This is a genomic window from Streptomyces sp. PL-25, from assembly GCF_058344915.1.
The window spans coordinates 2,001,907-2,018,879 of the sequence record NZ_CP136997.1 but is presented as its reverse complement, the minus strand read 5'-3'; the positions used below and the strand labels follow the sequence as shown (position 1 = coordinate 2,018,879).

Sequence of the window (16,973 nt, the reverse complement as noted above, 5' to 3'; positions counted from 1 at the left end):
CGTGTCCGCCATACGGATGCCGCGCACTCGTACGCACCTACGCGGGCCGGGCAGCCCTCACGCGCCCGCGAGCACCGGACCCACCGGCTCGCCCGGCTCGCCCGTGTCGCCCGGCTCCCCCGGATAGCGGACCCCGATCCGCTCCCGGACGGCGTCCAGCGTCCGCATCACCGCGAGCGTGCCGTTCAGCGGCACCAGCGGAGACTCGGTCTCGCCCGCCCGCAGCGCCCGCATCACCTCCAGCGCCTCGTGCCGCAGGGTGCTGCGCGGGCCGTCCGCCGGGTCGGCCGCGAACTCCTCCGGGTCGCGGCCGTCGCGGTGCAGCACGAACCGGTCCGGGTGGAAGAAGCCGTACGGCACGTCGATCCGGCCGCGCGAACCGGTGACCGAGGCCGTCGTCCCCGTATCGCCGGTGATCGAGCAGTGCAGCTGGGCCAGCGCCCCGCCGTCCCAGGAGAGCAGCGCGCCGGTCTGGAGGTCGACACCCTCGGGGGAGAGCACCGCCTGGGCCAGCACCTCCGTCGGCTCGCCGAGCAGCAGATGGGCGAACGACACCGGGTAGACGCCGAGATCGAGCAGCGCGCCGCCACCGAGCAGCGGGTCACGCAGCCGGTGGGCGGGCGGGAACGGGCCGGCCAGTCCGAAGTCCGCCCGCACGCTGCGCACCTCGCCGATCGCGCCGTCGTCGACCAGCGCCTTCAGCCGCCGGACCAGCGGATTGCAGTACATCCACATGGCCTCCATCAGGAAGCGCCCCTGCCGCCGGGCCAGCGCGACCAGTTCACCGGCCTCGCGCACGTTCAGCGTGAACGGCTTCTCGCACAGCACGTTCCGCCCGGCCCGAAGGCACAGCCCCGCGGCGGTCCGGTGGGCGACGTGCGGGGTGGCGACGTAGACCACGTCGAGATCGGCGTCGTGGGCCAGCTCCTCCCAGGTGCCGTACGCCCGCGGGATGCCGAACCGGTCCGCGAACGCCCGCGCCGACTCCGCGCGGCGCGAACCCACCGCCACCACCTCGGCGTCCGGCAGGTCCACCAGATCCGCCGTGAACGCCGCGGCGATCCCGCCCGTCGCGAGGATCCCCCAGCGGACCTTCTCCTGCGCCCCACCGGATATTCCAGGCATCACGGACCCCACCCTCGCTCATGCGTTCCTCGGCACGGTGTACGAGCTGAGAGCATAGGTGGCGGACCAGTCGGAGAGGGAGGGACACATGTCCGAGGGTGGGGCGTCGGCACCGCACAGGCAGGCCGCGGGGGAGCCGGCCGCCGCGCGGACGGCACCGGGACCCCTGCCACCGCCGGGAGTTCAGACGCCACCTGGGCCCCGGCCGTCACCGGGATCCCCGCCGCCGGACCGCTCGGCCCGCCGCACCGGTGTGCTGGTCACCCTGATCCTGGGCGGCCTGACCGCCACACCCCCGCTCGCGATGGACATGTACCTGCCCTCGCTGCCGGAGGTCACCCGCACCCTCCACGCGCCCGCCGCGACCGTCCAGCTCACCCTGACCGCCTGTCTGGCCGGGATGGCGCTCGGACAGCTCGTCGTCGGCCCGATGAGCGACCGCTGGGGCCGCAGGCGCCCGCTGCTCGCCGGGCTCGCCGTCTACGTCGTGGCCACCGCCCTGTGCGCGCTCGCACCGAACGTCGAGGCGCTGGTCGCGCTGCGGCTGGCGCAGGGCCTCGCGGGCGCGGCCGGCATCGTCATCGCCCGCGCGGTCGTCCGCGACCTGTACGACGGCGTGGCCATGGCCCGGTTCTTCTCCACCCTGATGCTGATCTCCGGAGTGGCCCCGGTCGTCGCGCCGCTGATCGGCGGGCAGATCCTGCGGGTGACGGACTGGCGGGGCGTGTTCGCCGTGCTCACGGTGGTGGGCGCGCTGCTCGGCGCGGTGGTGTGGGCGCGGCTCCCCGAGACGCTGCCGCCGGCCGCCCGGCACGAGGGCGGCGTCGGCGAGGCGCTGGGCTCGATGCGGCGGCTGCTCGCCGACCGCGTCTTCACCGGCTATCTGATCGCGGGCGGCTTCGCCTTCGCCTCCCTGTTCGCCTACATATCGGCCTCGCCGTTCGTGATCCAGGAGATCTACGGCGCCTCCCCGCAGACGTTCAGCCTGCTGTTCGGACTGAACTCGATCGGCCTGGTCGCCGTCGGCCAGCTCAACGGCGCGGTGCTGGTCGGCCGGCTCCGCATGGACCGGGTGCTGGGCGCGGGCCTCCTCGTCGTCATCGCGGCGGCCACCGCGCTGCTGCTGATGGCCGCGGGCGCCTTCGGCGACGTGGGTCTGATCCCGGTGGCCGCCGCGCTGTTCGTGCTGATGTCCGCCATGGGCGTCACCCTGCCCAACACCCAGACGCTCGCCCTGATGCGCACCAAGCGCAACGCCGGGTCCGCCTCCGCCCTGCTCGGTGCCTCCTCCTTCCTGATCGGCGCGGTCGCCTCCCCGCTGGTCGGGATCGCCGGGGAGCACACCGCCGTACCCATGGCCGTGGTCCAACTGGCCGCGGCTCTGGTGGCGCTCGGCTGCTTCGTGGGAATGTGCCGTCCCTGGAGCACACCGGCGGCGGCAGCGGCAGCGGAGGCGTCAGGAACAGCAGGGGAAGCAGGAACAGCAGGGGCAGCGGGAGCAGCAGAGGGAGCCGAAGGAGCGGACAGCTGAGCGCGTCGAGACTGCGGCGGGACAGCCCGGAGCGGGCCGGGCTCGACCCCGCCGAACTGCGCCACCTCGTCCGCGAGGTGCGCGCCGCCACCGAGGGCGAGCACCCCTGGGCGGCGGGCGCCGTCGTGGTCGCCGGACGCGGTCCGGTGATCGCCGTCGCGGAGGCCGCCGGCTGGGCCGTACGGTACGCGTCCTACGACCCCGCCACCGACCGGGGCGTCGAACTCCCGCCCGACGAACGCGTCCCCATGACCGTCGCCACCCCCTTCGACCTGGCCTCCGTCACCAAGCTGTTCACGGCGGTCGCCGCGGTGCAGCAGATCGAACGGGGCACGCTGGGCGTGGACGCGAAGGTGGGCGCCTATCTCCCCGAGTTCCACGCCGCCGCCGCACACGGCGTCACCGTGCGGCAACTGCTCACCCACACCTCCGGGCTGCGGCCCGAGATCCCGCTGTACGACTGCCCCGACCAGGCCGCCCGGCTCGCCCGGCTGCGCGCCGAACCCCCCGTCGGGGTGCCCGGCACCTACACGTACTCCGACCTGAACCTGCTGCTGCTCCAGCATGTGCTGGAACGCGTCACGGGCCGGCCCCTGGACGTCCTGGTCCACGAGGGGATCACGCGCCCGCTCGGCATGACGGCCACCCGCTTCGGGCCCTGCCCCGGCGCGGCGGCCACCGAGGACCAGCGGCGGCCCTGGGCCAAGGCCGACAGGGGCATGCTGCGCGGCGCGGTCCACGACGAGAACGCCTGGGCGCTGGGCGGGGTCGCCGGGCACGCGGGCCTGTTCTCCACGGCCACCGACCTCGCCGTCTTCTGCCGCGCCCTGCTGGCGGGCGGCTCCTACGGATCGGCCCGCATCCTCGGCCCCGACCTCGTCGAACTGCTCCTGGCCCCGCCGGGGCTCGGCTTCGCCGTGGACGAGCCGCGCTTCATGGGGGAGCTGGCCGGGCGGGGCGCGGCCGGGCACGCCGGGTTCACCGGGACGTCCCTCGTCCTCGACCCGGCCACCGACACCTTCCTGGTGCTGCTGGCCACCACCGTGCACCCGCGCCGACGGCGCCCCGACAACCGGCCGCGGGCGGCGGCGGCCACCCGGCTCGCGCGGGCGGTCCGGGGCGTACGGGCCGCACGCGGGACCTGAGCGGGCCCGGGGCCGTCCGCGCGTCAGGCGGCCCCGAGCACCCCGTACCGGCTGAGAGAATCGTGCGGTGAACGACGTCGTACTTGCCTCGGAGACCCTCCGGGGCGCGCTCTCCGGTCTGCTCGACGGACTGCCGCCGCGGCAGGCCGCGGGCGCCGTGGAGCGGCTGATCGCGAACTACCGGGGCACCACCCCGACCGACGCGCCGATCCTGCGTGACCGCGCCGACGTGGCCGCGTACGCCGCCTACCGGATGCCGGCCACCTTCGAGGCGGTCCGCTCGGCGCTCGCCGAGTTCGCGGCGGCCGTACCCGGCTGGACGCCCGGCGGCCACGTCGACGTCGGCGGCGGCACCGGCGCCGCCACCTGGGCCGTCGCCGACACCTGGCCCGGGACGCGGCCGGTGACCGTGCTCGACTGGGCCGGACCCGCGCTCGCCCTGGGCCGGGAGATCGCCGCGGCCCACCCGGACCTGCGCGACGCGACCTGGCGGCGGGCCCGGATCGGCGCCGCGCTCGCCCTGGACGAGAGCGACCTCGTCACCGTCTCCTACGTCCTGGGCGAACTGACCGCGGCGGACCGGGCGGCCGTCGTCGACGCCGCTGCCGCCGCCGTGTCCGCCACCGGGGCCGTCGTGGTCGTCGAGCCCGGTACCCCCGACGGCTACGCTCGGATCATCGATGCCCGCGACCGGCTCGTCGCGGCCGGCTTCCGCGTCGCCGCGCCCTGCCCGCACAGCGCCGCCTGCCCGATCGTGCCCGGCACCGACTGGTGCCACTTCTCGGCCCGGGTCAGCCGCTCCTCGCTGCACCGCCAGGTCAAGGGCGGCTCGCTCGCCTACGAGGACGAGAAGTTCAGCTACGTCGCCGCCACCCGCGCCGCCCCCGCCCCCGCGCCCGCCCGCGTCGTACGGCGCCCCCAGATCCGCAAGGGGCAGGTCCTGCTGGACCTGTGCGAGACGGACGAGCAACTGCGCCGCCGTACGGTCACCAAACGCCACGGCGGCCTCTACAAGGCGGCCCGGGACACCGACTGGGGCGCCGCCTGGCCCCCTCAGGACGGCGCACGGTACGGGGACTGACCGGCACGGCGCGGGCCCACCGCCCGCCGCACCCGGTCGCCTGCGACCCGCATCGCCGGGGCCGGGGCCGGGGCCGGGGCCGGGGCCGGGGTCAGGGCTGGGGCCGAGCGTTGCGGGCCGGGCGCGCGGTCGCAGGAGGCTGCGTCTGCCTCGCCGTCGGCCTGGGGGGCGCGCAAGGCGGTCCGTAGGCTCGGCTCCGGTAGCGTCGCCCGCCGCCGCCCCCCACCCCCCGACCCGGCGTTCAGCCGCGCAGTTCCAGGGAGCAGCGCCGCACCCCGCCGCCGGCCTTGCGCAGTTCGCCGATCTCCACGCCGACCGGTGCGAAGCCGCGCTCCCGCAGCGCGGCGTCCAGACCGGCTGCCGCCGTGCGCGGCAGCACCACGTGCAGTCCGTCGCCGACGGCGTCCAGGGCGAAGGCGGCGGCGTCCTCCTCGCCCACGAGCAGGGCGTCGGGGAAGAGGCGGCGCAGCACCTCGCGGCTGCCGGGGGAGAAGGCGGGCGGGTGGTACGCCACCTCGTCGGCCGCGTCGTCGAGGACGGCCAGTGCGAGACCGAGGCGGGGACGGCGCGGGTCGGTCAGTTCCAGGCCGATCACGGGACGGCCCAGGAACTCCTGCGCCTCGCCGTGGGCGAGCGGACCGGTGCGGAAGCCGCGCCCGGCCAGCAGGTACGAGGCGGTCACCGCGAAGTCGCTCTCGCCCGCGTTGCCGTGCTCGGGCAGGCGCAGCCGGGCGAAGCCGTGCCCGGCGAACCAGCGCAGCTGCGCCTCCTCTCGCTCCCGGCGCGGCCGGGCGGACCGGGCGCCGAGGACCCGCCCGTCCACGACGAGCGCGCCGTCCGCCGTGCACACCATGTCCGGCAGACCCGGCTCGGGGACCAGCACCTCCACCGTGTGCCCGAGCGACCGGTACACCTCGCGCAGCCGCTCCCACTGGGCGAGCGCCGCCGAGGTGTCGGCCGCGCCCGCCGCTCTCGCCGCTCCTGCCGCGCCCGCCGGGTCCGTGCCCGCGCCGGGCGTGCGGGCGGCGGCGGAGTGGGCGAAGTGCACGGGCGGGCACATCAGGTAGCGCCGGGCAGTGGCGCGGCGGGGACGGGCCAAGGCGGCCTCCTCGGAGACGGCGGGCGCGGGGTCGGCGCGGGGACGGCGTGCCCGCGTGCTCGGCCGCCGGGACGCTCGCTGCCATGGTGCGCCGGGCGCCGCCGCCGCGCGCGGGCCGGACCGCCGCGTTCGCCCACGCGGGTGGCGCCCGGGACGCCCGGTGGCGAGACGGCCCGTCTCAGCCCCCTGCTACCGTCGCGGCATGGTCAAGAAGCCCACCCCCGACGCCTCCCGCCGCAGCGAGAAGTCGCGCCGGGCGATCTACGAGGCCGCGCTCGCGCTGGTCGCCGAGAACGGCTACCCGAGGACCACGATCGAGGGCATCGCCGCACGGGCCGGCGTCGGCAAGCAGACCATCTACCGCTGGTGGACGTCGAAGGCCGACGTGCTCCTGGACGCCTTCCTCGACCTCGCCGAGCAGGGCGCGCGGCAGAGCGGGGAGAAACTGGGCGGGGCGGCGGAGGCGCAGGGAAGCATCCCGGACACCGGCGACCTCGCCGCCGACCTGAAGGCCGTGCTGCGCGCCACCGTCGACGGGCTGCTCGACCCGAGGTTCGAGGCGCCCTCGCGCGCGCTCGCCGCCGAGGGACTGGTGAACGAGCAGCTCAGCCGGGAACTCGTGGCCCGGCTGCTGGAACCCCAGCTCCAGCTGTACGTGCACAGACTGCGCTCCGCGCAGGAGAGCGGAGCCGTACGCCCCGACATCGATCCGCGCATCGCCCTGGAACTCTTCGTCTCCCCGGTCGCCCAGCGCTGGCTCCAGCACACCGGCCCGCTCACCTACGCGTACACCGACACCCTCGTCGACTACGCGCTGTACGGACTCGCCCCGCGCTGAACCGCCGCCCGCGCCCCCGTGCCGGACACCCGCGTCCCCTGCCGGACACCCGCCGTGCGCCGGGGTGAGCCCCGGCCCGTGCGCCGTGTGAGCCCCGCGAAGACGCCCTGCCCCGACCCCGGATACCGGCTCCGGTCACCGAAGGCGCAGGATGGTGGGACCATGGAGAGCCACGGAGCAAGCTGTCCACACAGCGAGGCGAGGGGATAGATGAGCGCGGAGTTCGGCGGTCACAGCGGCCGGCAGGGCAAAATCTCCCAGTGGCTGCGCGGACGCCGCCCGAAGCAGCCCGCCGGGGACGGCGGCCGGGAGGCCCTGCTGCTCGCCGCCGCCGGCGCGGGACTGCCCCTCGCACCCGCCGCGCACCCGGGGATCGGCTACGGCTGTTCCTGTGACCGCGTCGGCTGTCCCACCCCCGCCCGGCACCCGGTGTCGTTCGCCTGGCAGACGCAGTCCACCACCGACCGCGCCCAGGTCGAGCGCTGGGCCAGGCACCAGCCCGAGGCGAACTTCATCACCGCCACCGGCATGGCCCACGACGTCCTGGACGTGCCGCTGGAGGCCGGGCGGGCGGCGCTGGAGCGGCTGCGGCTCGGCGGGGTGGAGGTGGGTCCGGTCGCGGAGAGCGACGACGGGCGCATGCTGTTCTTCACCCTCACCCGCGGCACCCCCGAGGACGAGGACGAGTGGTGGCCGTGCGAGCTGGACTGCCACCCGGAGACCATGGACGAGCACCCCGGACTGCGCTGGCACTGCCGGGGCTCATACGTCCTGGTCCCGCCGGCCCGGCTGCCCGGTGACGCGGACCGCGCGGTGCGCTGGCTCGCGGGGCACGGCCCCGAGCACCCCCTCCCGGACCCGCTCACCCTCCTGGAGACCCTCACCGACGCCTGCGCCCGCCACACCGCGGACGAGCCCGGCCACCCGGCCCCGGCCTGGCCGCTGCGCCACTGAGGCAGCCGGCCCCCGGCCCCCGGCGTCGGCTGCCCCGCCTCAGCCGCCCTGCGCCGACGTCATCCCCTGCACGCGCCCCACGACCGAGACCTTCCCGCCGCCGGACCCGGAGCCCGATCCGGAGCCCGTACCCGCCGCCGGGTCGAAGGCGGCCTCGGCGGAGACGAACTCCATGGTCAGGGACTGCTTGATCTCGCCCTTGGTGAGGGCGCGGACGTCCTTGTTCGGGGTGGGCACCGAGGCGCCCGCGGCGGCCGTCTGCTTCTGGAAGTGGCGGGTGGCGAAGAACACCAGCGCGCCGCCGTCCGCGGTGCGCAGCGCCAGCGGGGCGTGGTCGCCGCCGCTCAGCGGCTCGTCGATGTACTGGGTGGCGAGGCCCGGACGGACCGAGTTCTTGGCGCGCAGCGCGCGCCAGGCCGTGGTGTGCGTGCCCGGGGCGAAGGTGTCGCCGCCGTCCTTCAGATACGTGGCGTAGGCGCGGCTCAGCCCGCTCGGCGCGGCGGCGAGGCCCGGGGAGTCGGCGGGCACGGCCTCCGCCCAGCCGTCCTCGTCCACCCGGAACTTCGGCACCGCGTCCGGAGCCACCAGCGTCAGATACGCCACCTGCCAGGTGCCGGTGAGGGAGTGCCGGGTGAACACCAGCAGCCAGCGCGAGCCGCCGCCCTTGTTGCCCTTGGCGTCGGCGAGGAACCAGCGCGGCCAGCCGGCCTTCTTGGGGATGGTGAACTTCGCGTCCGTCAGCGTCAGCGGGCTGTGCGCGGCGTTGCCCGAGGGGCTGTTGACGCGGCCCGCCTTCAGCCGCGCCGCGTCGATCGCGCCGAACGCGCCGGTGACCCGGTCCGCGTCCAGTGAACTGTCGTACGCCCGGTCGGCCTTGTTGTAGGCGGCGGTGAACTGCGCCAGTGCCGTCGCGGCCTCGGCCCGGGTGGCGCCCGGGAGCAGTTCGCGCTCGCCGTGCACCACCACGCAGCCGCTCGCCGTCAGCGCCAGCGCGGTCACCGAGGCCGCCAGGACGGCCGCCCGCTCAAGCCTGCGAAGCCTCCGAGGGCCGCGAACCCTGCTCATCAGCTACCTTCACCTTCCCCTTCCCGGAGGCGAACCCTACCGGGGCGAAGAACAGCGTGAGCGCCGGGACGAGGTACAGCAGCCACACCGTGACCTGGAGGACGGTCGGGTCGGGCTGGAAGTTGAACACGCCCTTGAGCAGCGTGCCGTACCAGCTGTCCGGTTCGATGGTGCCGCTGATGTCGAAGGCGAGGTTCGTCAGGCCCGGCAGCCAGTCGGCCTCCTGGAGGTCGTGGAAGCCGTAGGCGAGCACCCCGGCCGCGACCACGACCAGCATGGCGCCGGTCCAGGTGAAGAACTTGGCCAGGTTGATGCGCACGGCGCCGCGGTAGAACAGCCAGCCGAGCAGCACCGCGGTGGCGATGCCGAGGGCCACGCCGATCAGCGGGCGCGGGGTGCCGTCGGAGGCGGCGTGCACGGACGCCCACACGAACAGCGCGGTCTCCAGGCCCTCGCGGCCCACCGCGAGGAACGCGGTGGCCACCAGCGCCCCGGTGCCCATCGCCAGCGCGGCGTCCAGCTTGCCGTGCAGTTCCGCCTTCAGGTGCCGGGCGGTGCGCCGCATCCAGAACACCATCCAGGTGACCAGGCCGACCGCGATCACCGACAGGGAGCCGCCGAGCGCCTCCTGCGCCTGGAACGTCATCTCCTGCGAGCCGAACTCCAGCACACAGCCGAAGCCCAGGGCCAGCGCGATGGCGATGGCGATGCCCGTCCAGATCGGCCGCAGGGCGTCCCGGCGGCCGGTCTTGACCAGGTAGGCGATCAGGATGCACACGACGAGGCTGGCCTCCAGCCCCTCGCGCAGACCGATCAGATAGTTGGAGAACACGGACCTACGCCTCCTCGGACAGCAGGGTGCGCCCCCACCAGTCGTTCGCGTCGCGGACGCCGGGCGGGATCGCGAAGACCGCCGAACCCACGTGCTGGATGTACTCGTTGAGCGCGTCGTGCGCGGACAGCCGGCGCTGGAGCGGGACGAAGCCCTTGCGCACGTCGCGCTGGTAGGCCAGGAAGAACAGCCCCGCGTCCAGGCGGCCCAGGCCGTCGGTGCCGTCGGTGAAGGAGTAGCCGCGGCGCAGGATGGTGATCCCGCCGTTGGAGTCGGGGTGCGCCAGGCGCACATGCGCGTCCGGCTTCATCGCGGGCAGGAACGGCTCGTCCCGCTCCTTGGCCTTGCCGACCGGCGCGCCCTCGCCCTTGTCCCGGCCGAAGACGTCCTCCTGCTCCTGGAGCGAGGTGCGGTCCCAGGTCTCGATGTTCATCCGGATGCGCCGGGCGACGAGGTACGAACCCCCGCTCATCCAGGCGTCCTTGCCCCCGCCGTCCTGGGCGCCGGCCCACACGTGCTCGTCCAGCCGCGCCGTCTCGGTGCCCGCGATGTTGCGGGTGCCGTCCTTGAACCCGAGCAGATTGCGCGGGGTCTGGGCGTCGGGCGTGGTGGAGGAGGTCTTGCCGAAGCCGAGCTGGGACCAGCGCACGGCGACCTTGCCGAAGCCGATCCGGGCCAGGTTGCGGATCGCGTGCACCGCCACCTGCGGGTCGTCCGCGCACGCCTGGACGCACAGGTCGCCGCCGGTGCGCGAGCGGTCCAGGTTGTCGCCGGGGAAGGGGGGCAGGTCGACCAGGGCCGCCGGGCGCCGGTCCTTGAGCCCGAACCGGTCGAACAGCGTGGGCCCGAAGCCGATGGTGAGCGTCAGCCGGGACGGCTTGAGGCCCAGCGCCTCGCCGGTGTCGTCCGGCGGCGCCTCGGCCAGCCCGCCGTAGGCGCCGTCGCCGACCGGGGCACCGGCGGTCATCTTGCGCGCGGCGGCCGTCCAGTCCTTCAGCAGCCGGACGAACTCGGCGCGGTCGTCGGTCTTCACGTCGAACGCGGCGAAGTGCAGCCGGTCCTGCACGGGCGTGGCGATGCCCGCCTGGTGGACACCGTGGAACTCCACGGCGCCCCCGGTGTCGGTCGCGCCGCCGCCGCCGTCGCCGCCGGTGGCCGCGGCCACCGCGCCGCCCGCCGTGACGGCGCCGAGCGCGAGCCCGGCACCGCCCCAGCCGATCAGCGCGCGGCGGGAGGGCGCGGGACGCCGTTCCTGCTCCTCGGCCATGGTCCCGTCCCCTACTTCACCACTGCGGCGGCGAGCTTGGACAGCGGCTCGGCGAGCGCGTTCACCGCGTCCGACAGCTCCTTGCGCTGCTCCTTGCCGACCGTGTCGTAGGAGACGAAGTCGTAGGACGTCTTGTCCTTGCGGTACTTGTCCAGGACGGTGTCCAGGGCCGCGAACTGCTTGTCGAGTTCGCCGGTGAGGGCGGCGTCGTTCTTCCGCGCGACCGGCTTGAGGAGTTCGTACGCCTTCTGCGCGCCCTCGACGTTGGCCTTGAAGTCGACCAGGTCGGTGTGCGAGTAGCGGTCCTCCTCACCGGTGACCTTGCCGGTGGCGACCTCGTCGAGGAGTTCCTTGGCGCCGTTGGCCATGGAGGTGGGGGTGATCTCCGCCTTGCCGACCCGCTGCTGCCAGTCCTTCAGGTCGGTGACGAGCTGGTCGGCGAGGGTCTTCTCCTCGGCGCCGATCTTCTTGTCCTGCCACAGCGCCTTCTCCAGGCGGTGCCAGCCGGTCCACTTCTGGCCCTGCTCCAGGCCGTCGGCGCGGGTGTCGGTCTTCGGGTCGATGTCCCCGAAGGACTCGGCGACCGGCTCGGTGCGCTCCCAGCCGATGCGGGAGGGCGCGTACGCCTTCTTGGCGGCCTCCAGGTCGCCGGCCTTGATCGCCTTGGCGAAGACCTCGGCGAGCGGCACGGTGGCGTCGGCCTGGTCCTGCGCGTACTGGCGGTACTCGGCGACCGGCTTGTCCAGCTCGGGGTTGCGCTGCGCGGCGGCGCCCTTGCCGGTGACGGTGAGCTTCTGGCGGACGCCGTGACCCTTCATGCCCGGCCGGCAGGCGATCTCGTAGGAGCCCGCCTTGACCTCGGCGGTCAGCGTGTACTTGGTGCCGGGGCCGATGTTCTCCTTCTCGGAGACGATCCGGTCGTCGGGGAAGAGGATCTCCACCTCGGTGGCCCGCGAGCCCTTGTTCTCTATCTTGAGGGTGACCTGTCCGGCCGGTACGGTCTTGGCCGAGGTGTCGCACGTGGAGTCGGCCGCCGTCACCTGGATCGCGTCGCCGTCCGCGGCGTCGCTCTTGGAGGTGCAGGCCGTCACGGCGGTCAGGGCGACCGCGGCGGCGGCGGCGGTGACGACGGAGCGTCGGACGGCTCTCATGCAGGGACTCCCGGATGACTGGAACTGGGCGTGACGGCCCTCACAGTTGTTGGTGAGGCTTGCCTAACTTAACCGACACCTCCCTGCTTGTTACCCGCGCGTGCCGTGATTCAGCTCTCACGCGCGGGACAAGGACACGGGCCGGTCGCGGCCTGTCAAAGGCGGTGCAAAGAACCGGCCACAGGTGCGTCAAAGGTGCCGTCTCGGGGTCACCAGGACCGCGCCCGTGCGCGGGTGCGGCAGCACCTCGACGGGCTGGTCGTAGACCCGGGAGAGCAGTTCCCCGGTGAAGATCTCGCCGGGCGGCCCGTCGGCGGCGACCCGCCCGGCGGCCAGCACCGCGACCCGGTGCGCGTAGGCGGCGGCGAGCCCCAGGTCGTGCAGGACCACGACCACCGCGTCCCCGGCGGCGGCCCGCTCCCGGCACAGCCGCAGCACCAGTTCCTGGTGGCGCAGGTCCAGCGCGGCGGTCGGCTCGTCGAGCAGCAGCAGCGGGGCGTGCTGGGCCAGCACCCGGGCGAACGCGACCCGCGCCCGCTCGCCCCCGCTGAGCGCCGGGAAGGGCCGCCCGGCGAACGCGCTCACCTCGGTGGCGGCCATCGCCGCGGCCACGGCCGCCTCGTCCTCGGCCGGGGAGGCGGGGTGCGGCGCGCGGCCCATGCGCACCACCTCCGCCACCGGGAACGGGAAGGACAGCTCCGCCGACTGGGGCAGCACGGCCCGGCGCAGCGCGAGTTCGGGCGCCGACCACTCCCGTACCGGACGGCCGTGCACCCGTACGACACCGGCGGCGGCCGGGAGATCGGCGGCGAGCGCGCCCAACAGGGTCGACTTGCCCGCCCCGTTGGGCCCGACCAGGGCCAGCACCTCACCGGCCCGTACGCGCACGTCCACCCCGCGCAGCACCTCCCGGGCGCCCAGGCGCACCCGCAGCCCCTCCGCCTCGGCGAGCACCTGCCCGGCGTGCGGCGGACCGGGGGGCTCCGGCCGGCCGCGCAGCCGCTTCACGTCAAGTCCCCGCAGAGCCTTCACGCCCAGCCTCCTTGCCTGCGTCGGGTGCGGCGCAGCAGCCAGAAGAAGAACGGGCTGCCGAGCAGTGCGGTGAGGACGCCGAGCGGGAGTTCGGCGGGTGCGGCCACGGTGCGCGCCGCGAGATCGGCGGCGAGCAGGACCAGCGCGCCCAGCAGGGCGCTGCCCGGCACCAGGAACCGGTGCCCCGGTCCCGCGGCCATCCGCAGCAGATGCGGCACCACCAGGCCGACGAAGCCGATGATCCCGGAGACGCTGACCGCCGCGGCGGTCAGCAGGGCGATCACCAGCACCAGCACGATCCGCAGCCGCTCCACGTCCACACCCAGGTGCCGGGCCGGGCGTTCGCCGAGCGCCAGCAGGTCCAGGCGGCGCGAGTACAGCGGCGCGAGGCCGAGCCCGAGCGCGGCGCACGGCAGTACGGCCAGCACCTTGGGCCAGGTGGCCTGGGCGAGCGAGCCGAGCTGCCAGAAGGTGATCTGGCTGACCGCGGCGCTGTCCGCGAAGAACAGGAAGAGGCCGATCAGCGCGCCCGCGAAGGCGTTCACCGCGATCCCGGTGAGGATCAGCGTCACCACTTCCGTACGGCCGCCCGAGCGCGCCATCACGTACACCAGCGAGGCCGTGCCCAGGCCCCCGGCGAACGCGAACACCGGCACCGTCCAGGTGCCGAGGAAGCCGATCCCCAGGGCGATCGAGGCCACCGCGCCGACCGCGGCGCCCGAGGAGACGCCGATGACGCCCGGTTCGGCCAGCGGATTGCCGAACACGCCCTGCATCAGGGCGCCCGCGCAGCCCAGCGAGGCGCCGACCAGCAGGGCCAGCACGATGCGCGGGAACCGCACGTTCCACAGCACCGACTCGGCCACCCGGTCGAGCCCGGAGCCGCCGAGCCCGGCCCGGTGCAGCACGGAGGACAGCACGTCGCCGAGCGGGATGGGGTACGCGCCGAGACCGGCGGCGACCGGCACCAGCACGAGCAGCGCGGCCAGCAGACCGGCCGTCAGGAGCCAGGGCCTGCCCCGCCGCCGCCCGGCACCGGGTTCCGTCAAGTCCCGTTTCCCGTCGGGAGGTTGTGATGTCCCGTGCTCCTCGGCCGTGCCGTCGAGGGCGGGGGCGGTCATCGCTTCGTCCCGTCGCCGTAGAGCTGGCCGACGATCGAGCGCAGCACCTGGTCGGTGCGCGGGCCGTAGTTGAGCAGCACACCGTCCTCCACGGACACGACGCGCCGCTTCATCCCGGCCGGGGTCTGGGCCACGCCCGGGATCCTCACCAGGCCGTCGACGCCGCCCACGGACGCGAGTCCCTTGCTCATGACGAGGATCGCGTCCGGCGCGGCCTTCGCCAGCGCCTCGGTGGTGATGGCGGTGAAGTCCTTGTCCAGGCCCGAGGCGGCGCCCGCGTCGATCCCCCCGGCCGCCTCGATCAGCGAGGTCGCGCCCGACTTCGCGCCGCCGATGAGGTAGACGGCGGCCGAGCCGCGCAGATAGAGGAACGCGACGCGCGGCCGGTCGGCGTGCGCGGGGATCGACCCGCGCACCGCCTCGATCCGGTCCTGCGCCCGCCGGGTCAGGCGCTCGCCCGCGTCCGGGACGCCGAGCGCGGCGGCGACCGCGTGGATGCGCGGCCCCACGTCCGCGAGCCCGGCGGCGGGCTTCACCACGAGCACCGGGACGCCCGCGGCGCGGATCTGGTCCATGGCCTCGGCCGGGCCCGACGTCTCCTCGGCCACCACCAGGTCGGGGTGGAGCGAGAGGACGCTCTCGGCGGACACGTCGTGATTGCGGGTCACCACCGGCAGCTTCCGGGCCTGCGCGAAGGTGGCGGTGATGTCGCGGGCCACGACCCGCCCGCCGAGCCCCAGCGTGAACACGATCTCGCTGAGGCTGCCGGACAGCGGCACGATCCGCCGGGCCCCGGTCACCGTCACCTTCCGTCCGTCGGCGGAGTCGACGGTGACGGGCAGCCGGGGCGCGGCGACACCGGTCAGCGGTTCGACCCGGTCGTCGACGGCGCCGGCCGGGCCGGTGGCGCCGCCGGTGCCGCCGGTGCCGCCGGTGCCGGAGGCGCCCGCCGTGCCGGCGCAGCCGGTGGCGGTCAGGGTGAGCGCGAGCACCGACAGCAGTGCTCCCGCCAGGTGTGTGCGCAAGCGTCGCACGGTGCGGTCCGTCCGTTCCTCTCGGGGAGTGCCGATCTCCGGCACGTTGAGCTTAGGTTAGCCTTACCTTTGTTCGCTACCGGCTGTGGATCCGGAGGACATTTCCATGCCCATGCCCGCGCGCTCCCCGCGCACCGTTCTCAGCGCGGCGAGCACCGCCCTCGCCGTGCTCGCCGCGGCCCTGCTGACCGCCCTGCTCCAGGCCCCCGCCGCCCAGGCGGCGGACCGCGCCGTGCAGGGCGGCCGGCTCGACTGGGGCATCAAGTCCTCCTTCCAGAGCTATGTCACCGGGCCCATAGCGAAGGGGAGTTACTCCCTGACCCAGGGCGCGGCCACGGTCGGCGCCAGCACCTTCCGCTTCCACTCGGCGACCGGCTCCTACGACGGCTCGACCGGCGCCTTCCGGGCCGCCTTCTCGGGCGGAGTGCGCTTCACCGGCCACCGGCAGGCGGGCGGCGGCTACCAGTTGGACCTCACGCTCAGCCGTCCCACCGTGCGTGTCGCGGGCTCCTCCGGCACCCTCTACGTGGACGTCGTCAGCAAGGCGAAGGGCACCGGGGCGGTCACGACGTCCTCGCAGGTGCCCTTCGCCTCCCTCTCCCTGGCCGGGATCGACATGCGCGGCGCCGGCACCTCGGTCGCCCTGAACAACCTGCCCGCCACCCTCACCGCACAGGGCGCCAAGTCCTTCGCCGGGTACTACACGGCCGGGACCCCGCTGGACCCGGTCAGCCTCTCGGCGGACGTACGCCCCGAGGACCGCGCCCCCGCCGGGGCCCCGTCCAGCCCGTCCCCGTCCACGCCGGCCGCCCCGTCCGCCACCGCCCCCGCACGCAAGGCCGCCTCCGGCGGCGCGATCGTGACCGGCGCCGTCGACTGGGGCGTACGCCGCACCTTCCGCGAGTACGTCACCGGGGACATCGCGCGCGGCAGGTGGACGCTGTCCGACGGCGCCCAGGACGGCGGCGCCCTCTTCCGCTTCCCCTCGGGCGCCGGCACCTTCGAGGACGGCACGCTGCGCGCCGCCTTCCGGGGCACCGTCCGCTTCACCGGCGCACACGGCCTGGACCTGCGCCTCACCGGCCCGCGCGTCACCGTCGAGGACGGCCGCGGCACCCTCTCGGCCGATGTGACCGGCACCACCCTGACGGGCAGGAACGTCCCCCTGGTCACCTTCACCGCCGAGGGCCTCACCGCCCGGGACGGACTGGCGCGGGTCACCGAGGCGCCCGCCGTCCTGACCGAGCGCGGCGCCCGCGCCTTCGGCGGGATGTACCCGGCGGGCACCGCGATGGACCCGGTCTCGGTGGCCGTCGCCCTCACCGCGGGCGCCGCCCTGCCCGCGCTGCCCGACCTCGGCACCGCGCCGACCGCCTCCGCCCAGGCGTCCGCCGCTCCGCAGGCGGCCGAAGGCTCCGGTCTCCCGGCCGAGCCCGTGGCGGCCTCCGGCCACGACGGCGGCGGCGGCTTCCCGGTCCTGCCGCTCGTCCTGGTCGCGGCCGGTGTCCTCGTGGTCTCCGCCCTCGGCACGCTGATCGTCCGCGGCAGGCGCCGCGCCCGCCCGGCCGCCGACGCCGCCGCCACGGCCGAGGACCCGGCCCCCGCGACCAAGACCTCCTGACACCCGCCGCGGCACAGCGCCGCGGCGACACGACAGCACAGCACCGCGGCGACACGGCAGCACAGCGCCGCGACACC

Annotated in this window: 15 protein-coding genes; 6 read left to right on the top strand and 9 right to left on the bottom strand. The window is 75.0% G+C overall.

Annotation, left to right across the window (positions count from 1 at the left end; translation table 11 throughout):
* Positions 1–57: 57 nt before the first annotated feature.
* Positions 58–1,125: a Gfo/Idh/MocA family protein gene (locus R4Z62_RS08970; protein WP_491519494.1), complete on the bottom strand. Its 1,068-nt coding sequence runs from the start codon at positions 1,123–1,125 to the stop codon at positions 58–60.
* An 88-nt stretch (positions 1,126–1,213) separates the two neighbouring features.
* On the opposite strand from R4Z62_RS08970, the gene R4Z62_RS08965 reads away from it, so the two are divergent.
* The 3 genes from R4Z62_RS08965 to R4Z62_RS08955 all read left to right on the top strand — a co-directional run bounded on the left by R4Z62_RS08965 (position 1,214) and on the right by R4Z62_RS08955 (position 4,882).
* Positions 1,214–2,656: a multidrug effflux MFS transporter gene (locus R4Z62_RS08965; RefSeq protein ID WP_491519493.1), complete on the top strand. Its 1,443-nt coding sequence runs from the start codon at positions 1,214–1,216 to the stop codon at positions 2,654–2,656.
* A complete protein-coding gene (locus R4Z62_RS08960; RefSeq protein ID WP_173860959.1) occupies positions 2,653–3,801 on the top strand; it encodes a serine hydrolase domain-containing protein in 1,149 nt (382 codons plus the stop codon). The genes R4Z62_RS08965 and R4Z62_RS08960 overlap by 4 nt, the downstream gene beginning before the upstream one ends.
* Before the next feature lie 67 nt (positions 3,802–3,868).
* The gene (locus R4Z62_RS08955; RefSeq protein ID WP_491519492.1) at positions 3,869–4,882 is read left to right on the top strand and encodes a small ribosomal subunit Rsm22 family protein; all 1,014 of its coding nucleotides are present in this window, start codon (positions 3,869–3,871) and stop codon (positions 4,880–4,882) included.
* 241 nt (positions 4,883–5,123) lie between these two features.
* On the opposite strand, the gene R4Z62_RS08950 is transcribed toward R4Z62_RS08955, so the two are convergent.
* Complete coding sequence (locus R4Z62_RS08950; protein ID WP_491519491.1) at positions 5,124–5,981, bottom strand: dimethylarginine dimethylaminohydrolase family protein; 858 nt, start codon at positions 5,979–5,981, stop codon at positions 5,124–5,126.
* A gap of 202 nt (positions 5,982–6,183) precedes the next feature.
* Here R4Z62_RS08950 and R4Z62_RS08945 point away from each other — a divergent pair, with 202 nt between their 5' ends.
* Entirely contained in the window at positions 6,184–6,819 is a 636-nt protein-coding gene (locus R4Z62_RS08945) for a TetR/AcrR family transcriptional regulator (RefSeq protein WP_382845272.1), read from the top strand.
* 210 nt (positions 6,820–7,029) lie between these two features.
* On the top strand, positions 7,030–7,773 hold the full coding sequence (locus R4Z62_RS08940) for a bifunctional DNA primase/polymerase (RefSeq protein WP_064532837.1): 744 nt from the start codon (positions 7,030–7,032) through the stop codon (positions 7,771–7,773).
* A gap of 39 nt (positions 7,774–7,812) precedes the next feature.
* Here the strand turns inward: R4Z62_RS08940 and R4Z62_RS08935 are convergent, their stop codons facing one another.
* From R4Z62_RS08935 to R4Z62_RS08905, 7 genes are all read right to left on the bottom strand, one after another.
* Complete coding sequence (locus R4Z62_RS08935; RefSeq protein WP_491519490.1) at positions 7,813–8,838, bottom strand: SCO2278 family lipoprotein; 1,026 nt, start codon at positions 8,836–8,838, stop codon at positions 7,813–7,815.
* On the bottom strand, positions 8,798–9,670 hold the full coding sequence (efeU, locus tag R4Z62_RS08930) for an iron uptake transporter permease EfeU (RefSeq protein ID WP_018570522.1): 873 nt from the start codon (positions 9,668–9,670) through the stop codon (positions 8,798–8,800). The genes R4Z62_RS08935 and efeU overlap by 41 nt, the downstream gene beginning before the upstream one ends.
* 4 nt (positions 9,671–9,674) lie before the next feature.
* The gene (gene efeB, locus R4Z62_RS08925) at positions 9,675–10,937 is read right to left on the bottom strand and encodes an iron uptake transporter deferrochelatase/peroxidase subunit (protein ID WP_491519489.1); all 1,263 of its coding nucleotides are present in this window, start codon (positions 10,935–10,937) and stop codon (positions 9,675–9,677) included.
* Positions 10,938–10,948: 11 nt separating this feature from the next.
* The gene (gene efeO / locus R4Z62_RS08920) at positions 10,949–12,088 is read right to left on the bottom strand and encodes an iron uptake system protein EfeO (protein WP_355477471.1); all 1,140 of its coding nucleotides are present in this window, start codon (positions 12,086–12,088) and stop codon (positions 10,949–10,951) included.
* Between the two features lie 189 nt (positions 12,089–12,277).
* The gene (locus R4Z62_RS08915) at positions 12,278–13,120 is read right to left on the bottom strand and encodes a heme ABC transporter ATP-binding protein (RefSeq protein ID WP_491519488.1); all 843 of its coding nucleotides are present in this window, start codon (positions 13,118–13,120) and stop codon (positions 12,278–12,280) included.
* The gene (locus R4Z62_RS08910; protein WP_491519487.1) at positions 13,117–14,241 is read right to left on the bottom strand and encodes a FecCD family ABC transporter permease; all 1,125 of its coding nucleotides are present in this window, start codon (positions 14,239–14,241) and stop codon (positions 13,117–13,119) included. The genes R4Z62_RS08915 and R4Z62_RS08910 overlap by 4 nt, the downstream gene beginning before the upstream one ends.
* Positions 14,238–15,266, bottom strand: a complete 1,029-nt coding sequence (locus R4Z62_RS08905; RefSeq protein WP_491519486.1) for a heme/hemin ABC transporter substrate-binding protein — start codon at positions 15,264–15,266, stop codon at positions 14,238–14,240. The genes R4Z62_RS08910 and R4Z62_RS08905 overlap by 4 nt, the downstream gene beginning before the upstream one ends.
* 115 nt (positions 15,267–15,381) lie before the next feature.
* Between R4Z62_RS08905 and R4Z62_RS08900 the strand changes: the two genes are divergently transcribed.
* Positions 15,382–16,896, top strand: a complete 1,515-nt coding sequence (locus tag R4Z62_RS08900) for an HtaA domain-containing protein (RefSeq protein ID WP_491519485.1) — start codon at positions 15,382–15,384, stop codon at positions 16,894–16,896.
* Positions 16,897–16,973 lie beyond the last annotated feature (77 nt).

What these genes read in the sequence shown, in the direction of transcription:
- R4Z62_RS08945 (WP_382845272.1), top strand. Translation starts at nt 6,184, where the DNA reads ATGGTCAAGAAGCCCACCCCCGACGCCTCCCGCCGCAGCGAGAAGTCG.
- efeO (WP_355477471.1), bottom strand. Translation starts at nt 12,088, where the DNA reads ATGAGAGCCGTCCGACGCTCCGTCGTCACCGCCGCCGCCGCCGCGGTC.
- R4Z62_RS08900 (WP_491519485.1), top strand. Translation starts at nt 15,382, where the DNA reads ATGCCCATGCCCGCGCGCTCCCCGCGCACCGTTCTCAGCGCGGCGAGC.
- efeB (WP_491519489.1), bottom strand. Translation starts at nt 10,937, where the DNA reads ATGGCCGAGGAGCAGGAACGGCGTCCCGCGCCCTCCCGCCGCGCGCTG.
- R4Z62_RS08940 (WP_064532837.1), top strand. Translation starts at nt 7,030, where the DNA reads ATGAGCGCGGAGTTCGGCGGTCACAGCGGCCGGCAGGGCAAAATCTCC.
- R4Z62_RS08910 (WP_491519487.1), bottom strand. Translation starts at nt 14,241, where the DNA reads ATGACCGCCCCCGCCCTCGACGGCACGGCCGAGGAGCACGGGACATCA.
- R4Z62_RS08970 (WP_491519494.1), bottom strand. Translation starts at nt 1,125, where the DNA reads ATGCCTGGAATATCCGGTGGGGCGCAGGAGAAGGTCCGCTGGGGGATC.
- R4Z62_RS08935 (WP_491519490.1), bottom strand. Translation starts at nt 8,838, where the DNA reads ATGAGCAGGGTTCGCGGCCCTCGGAGGCTTCGCAGGCTTGAGCGGGCG.
- R4Z62_RS08965 (WP_491519493.1), top strand. Translation starts at nt 1,214, where the DNA reads ATGTCCGAGGGTGGGGCGTCGGCACCGCACAGGCAGGCCGCGGGGGAG.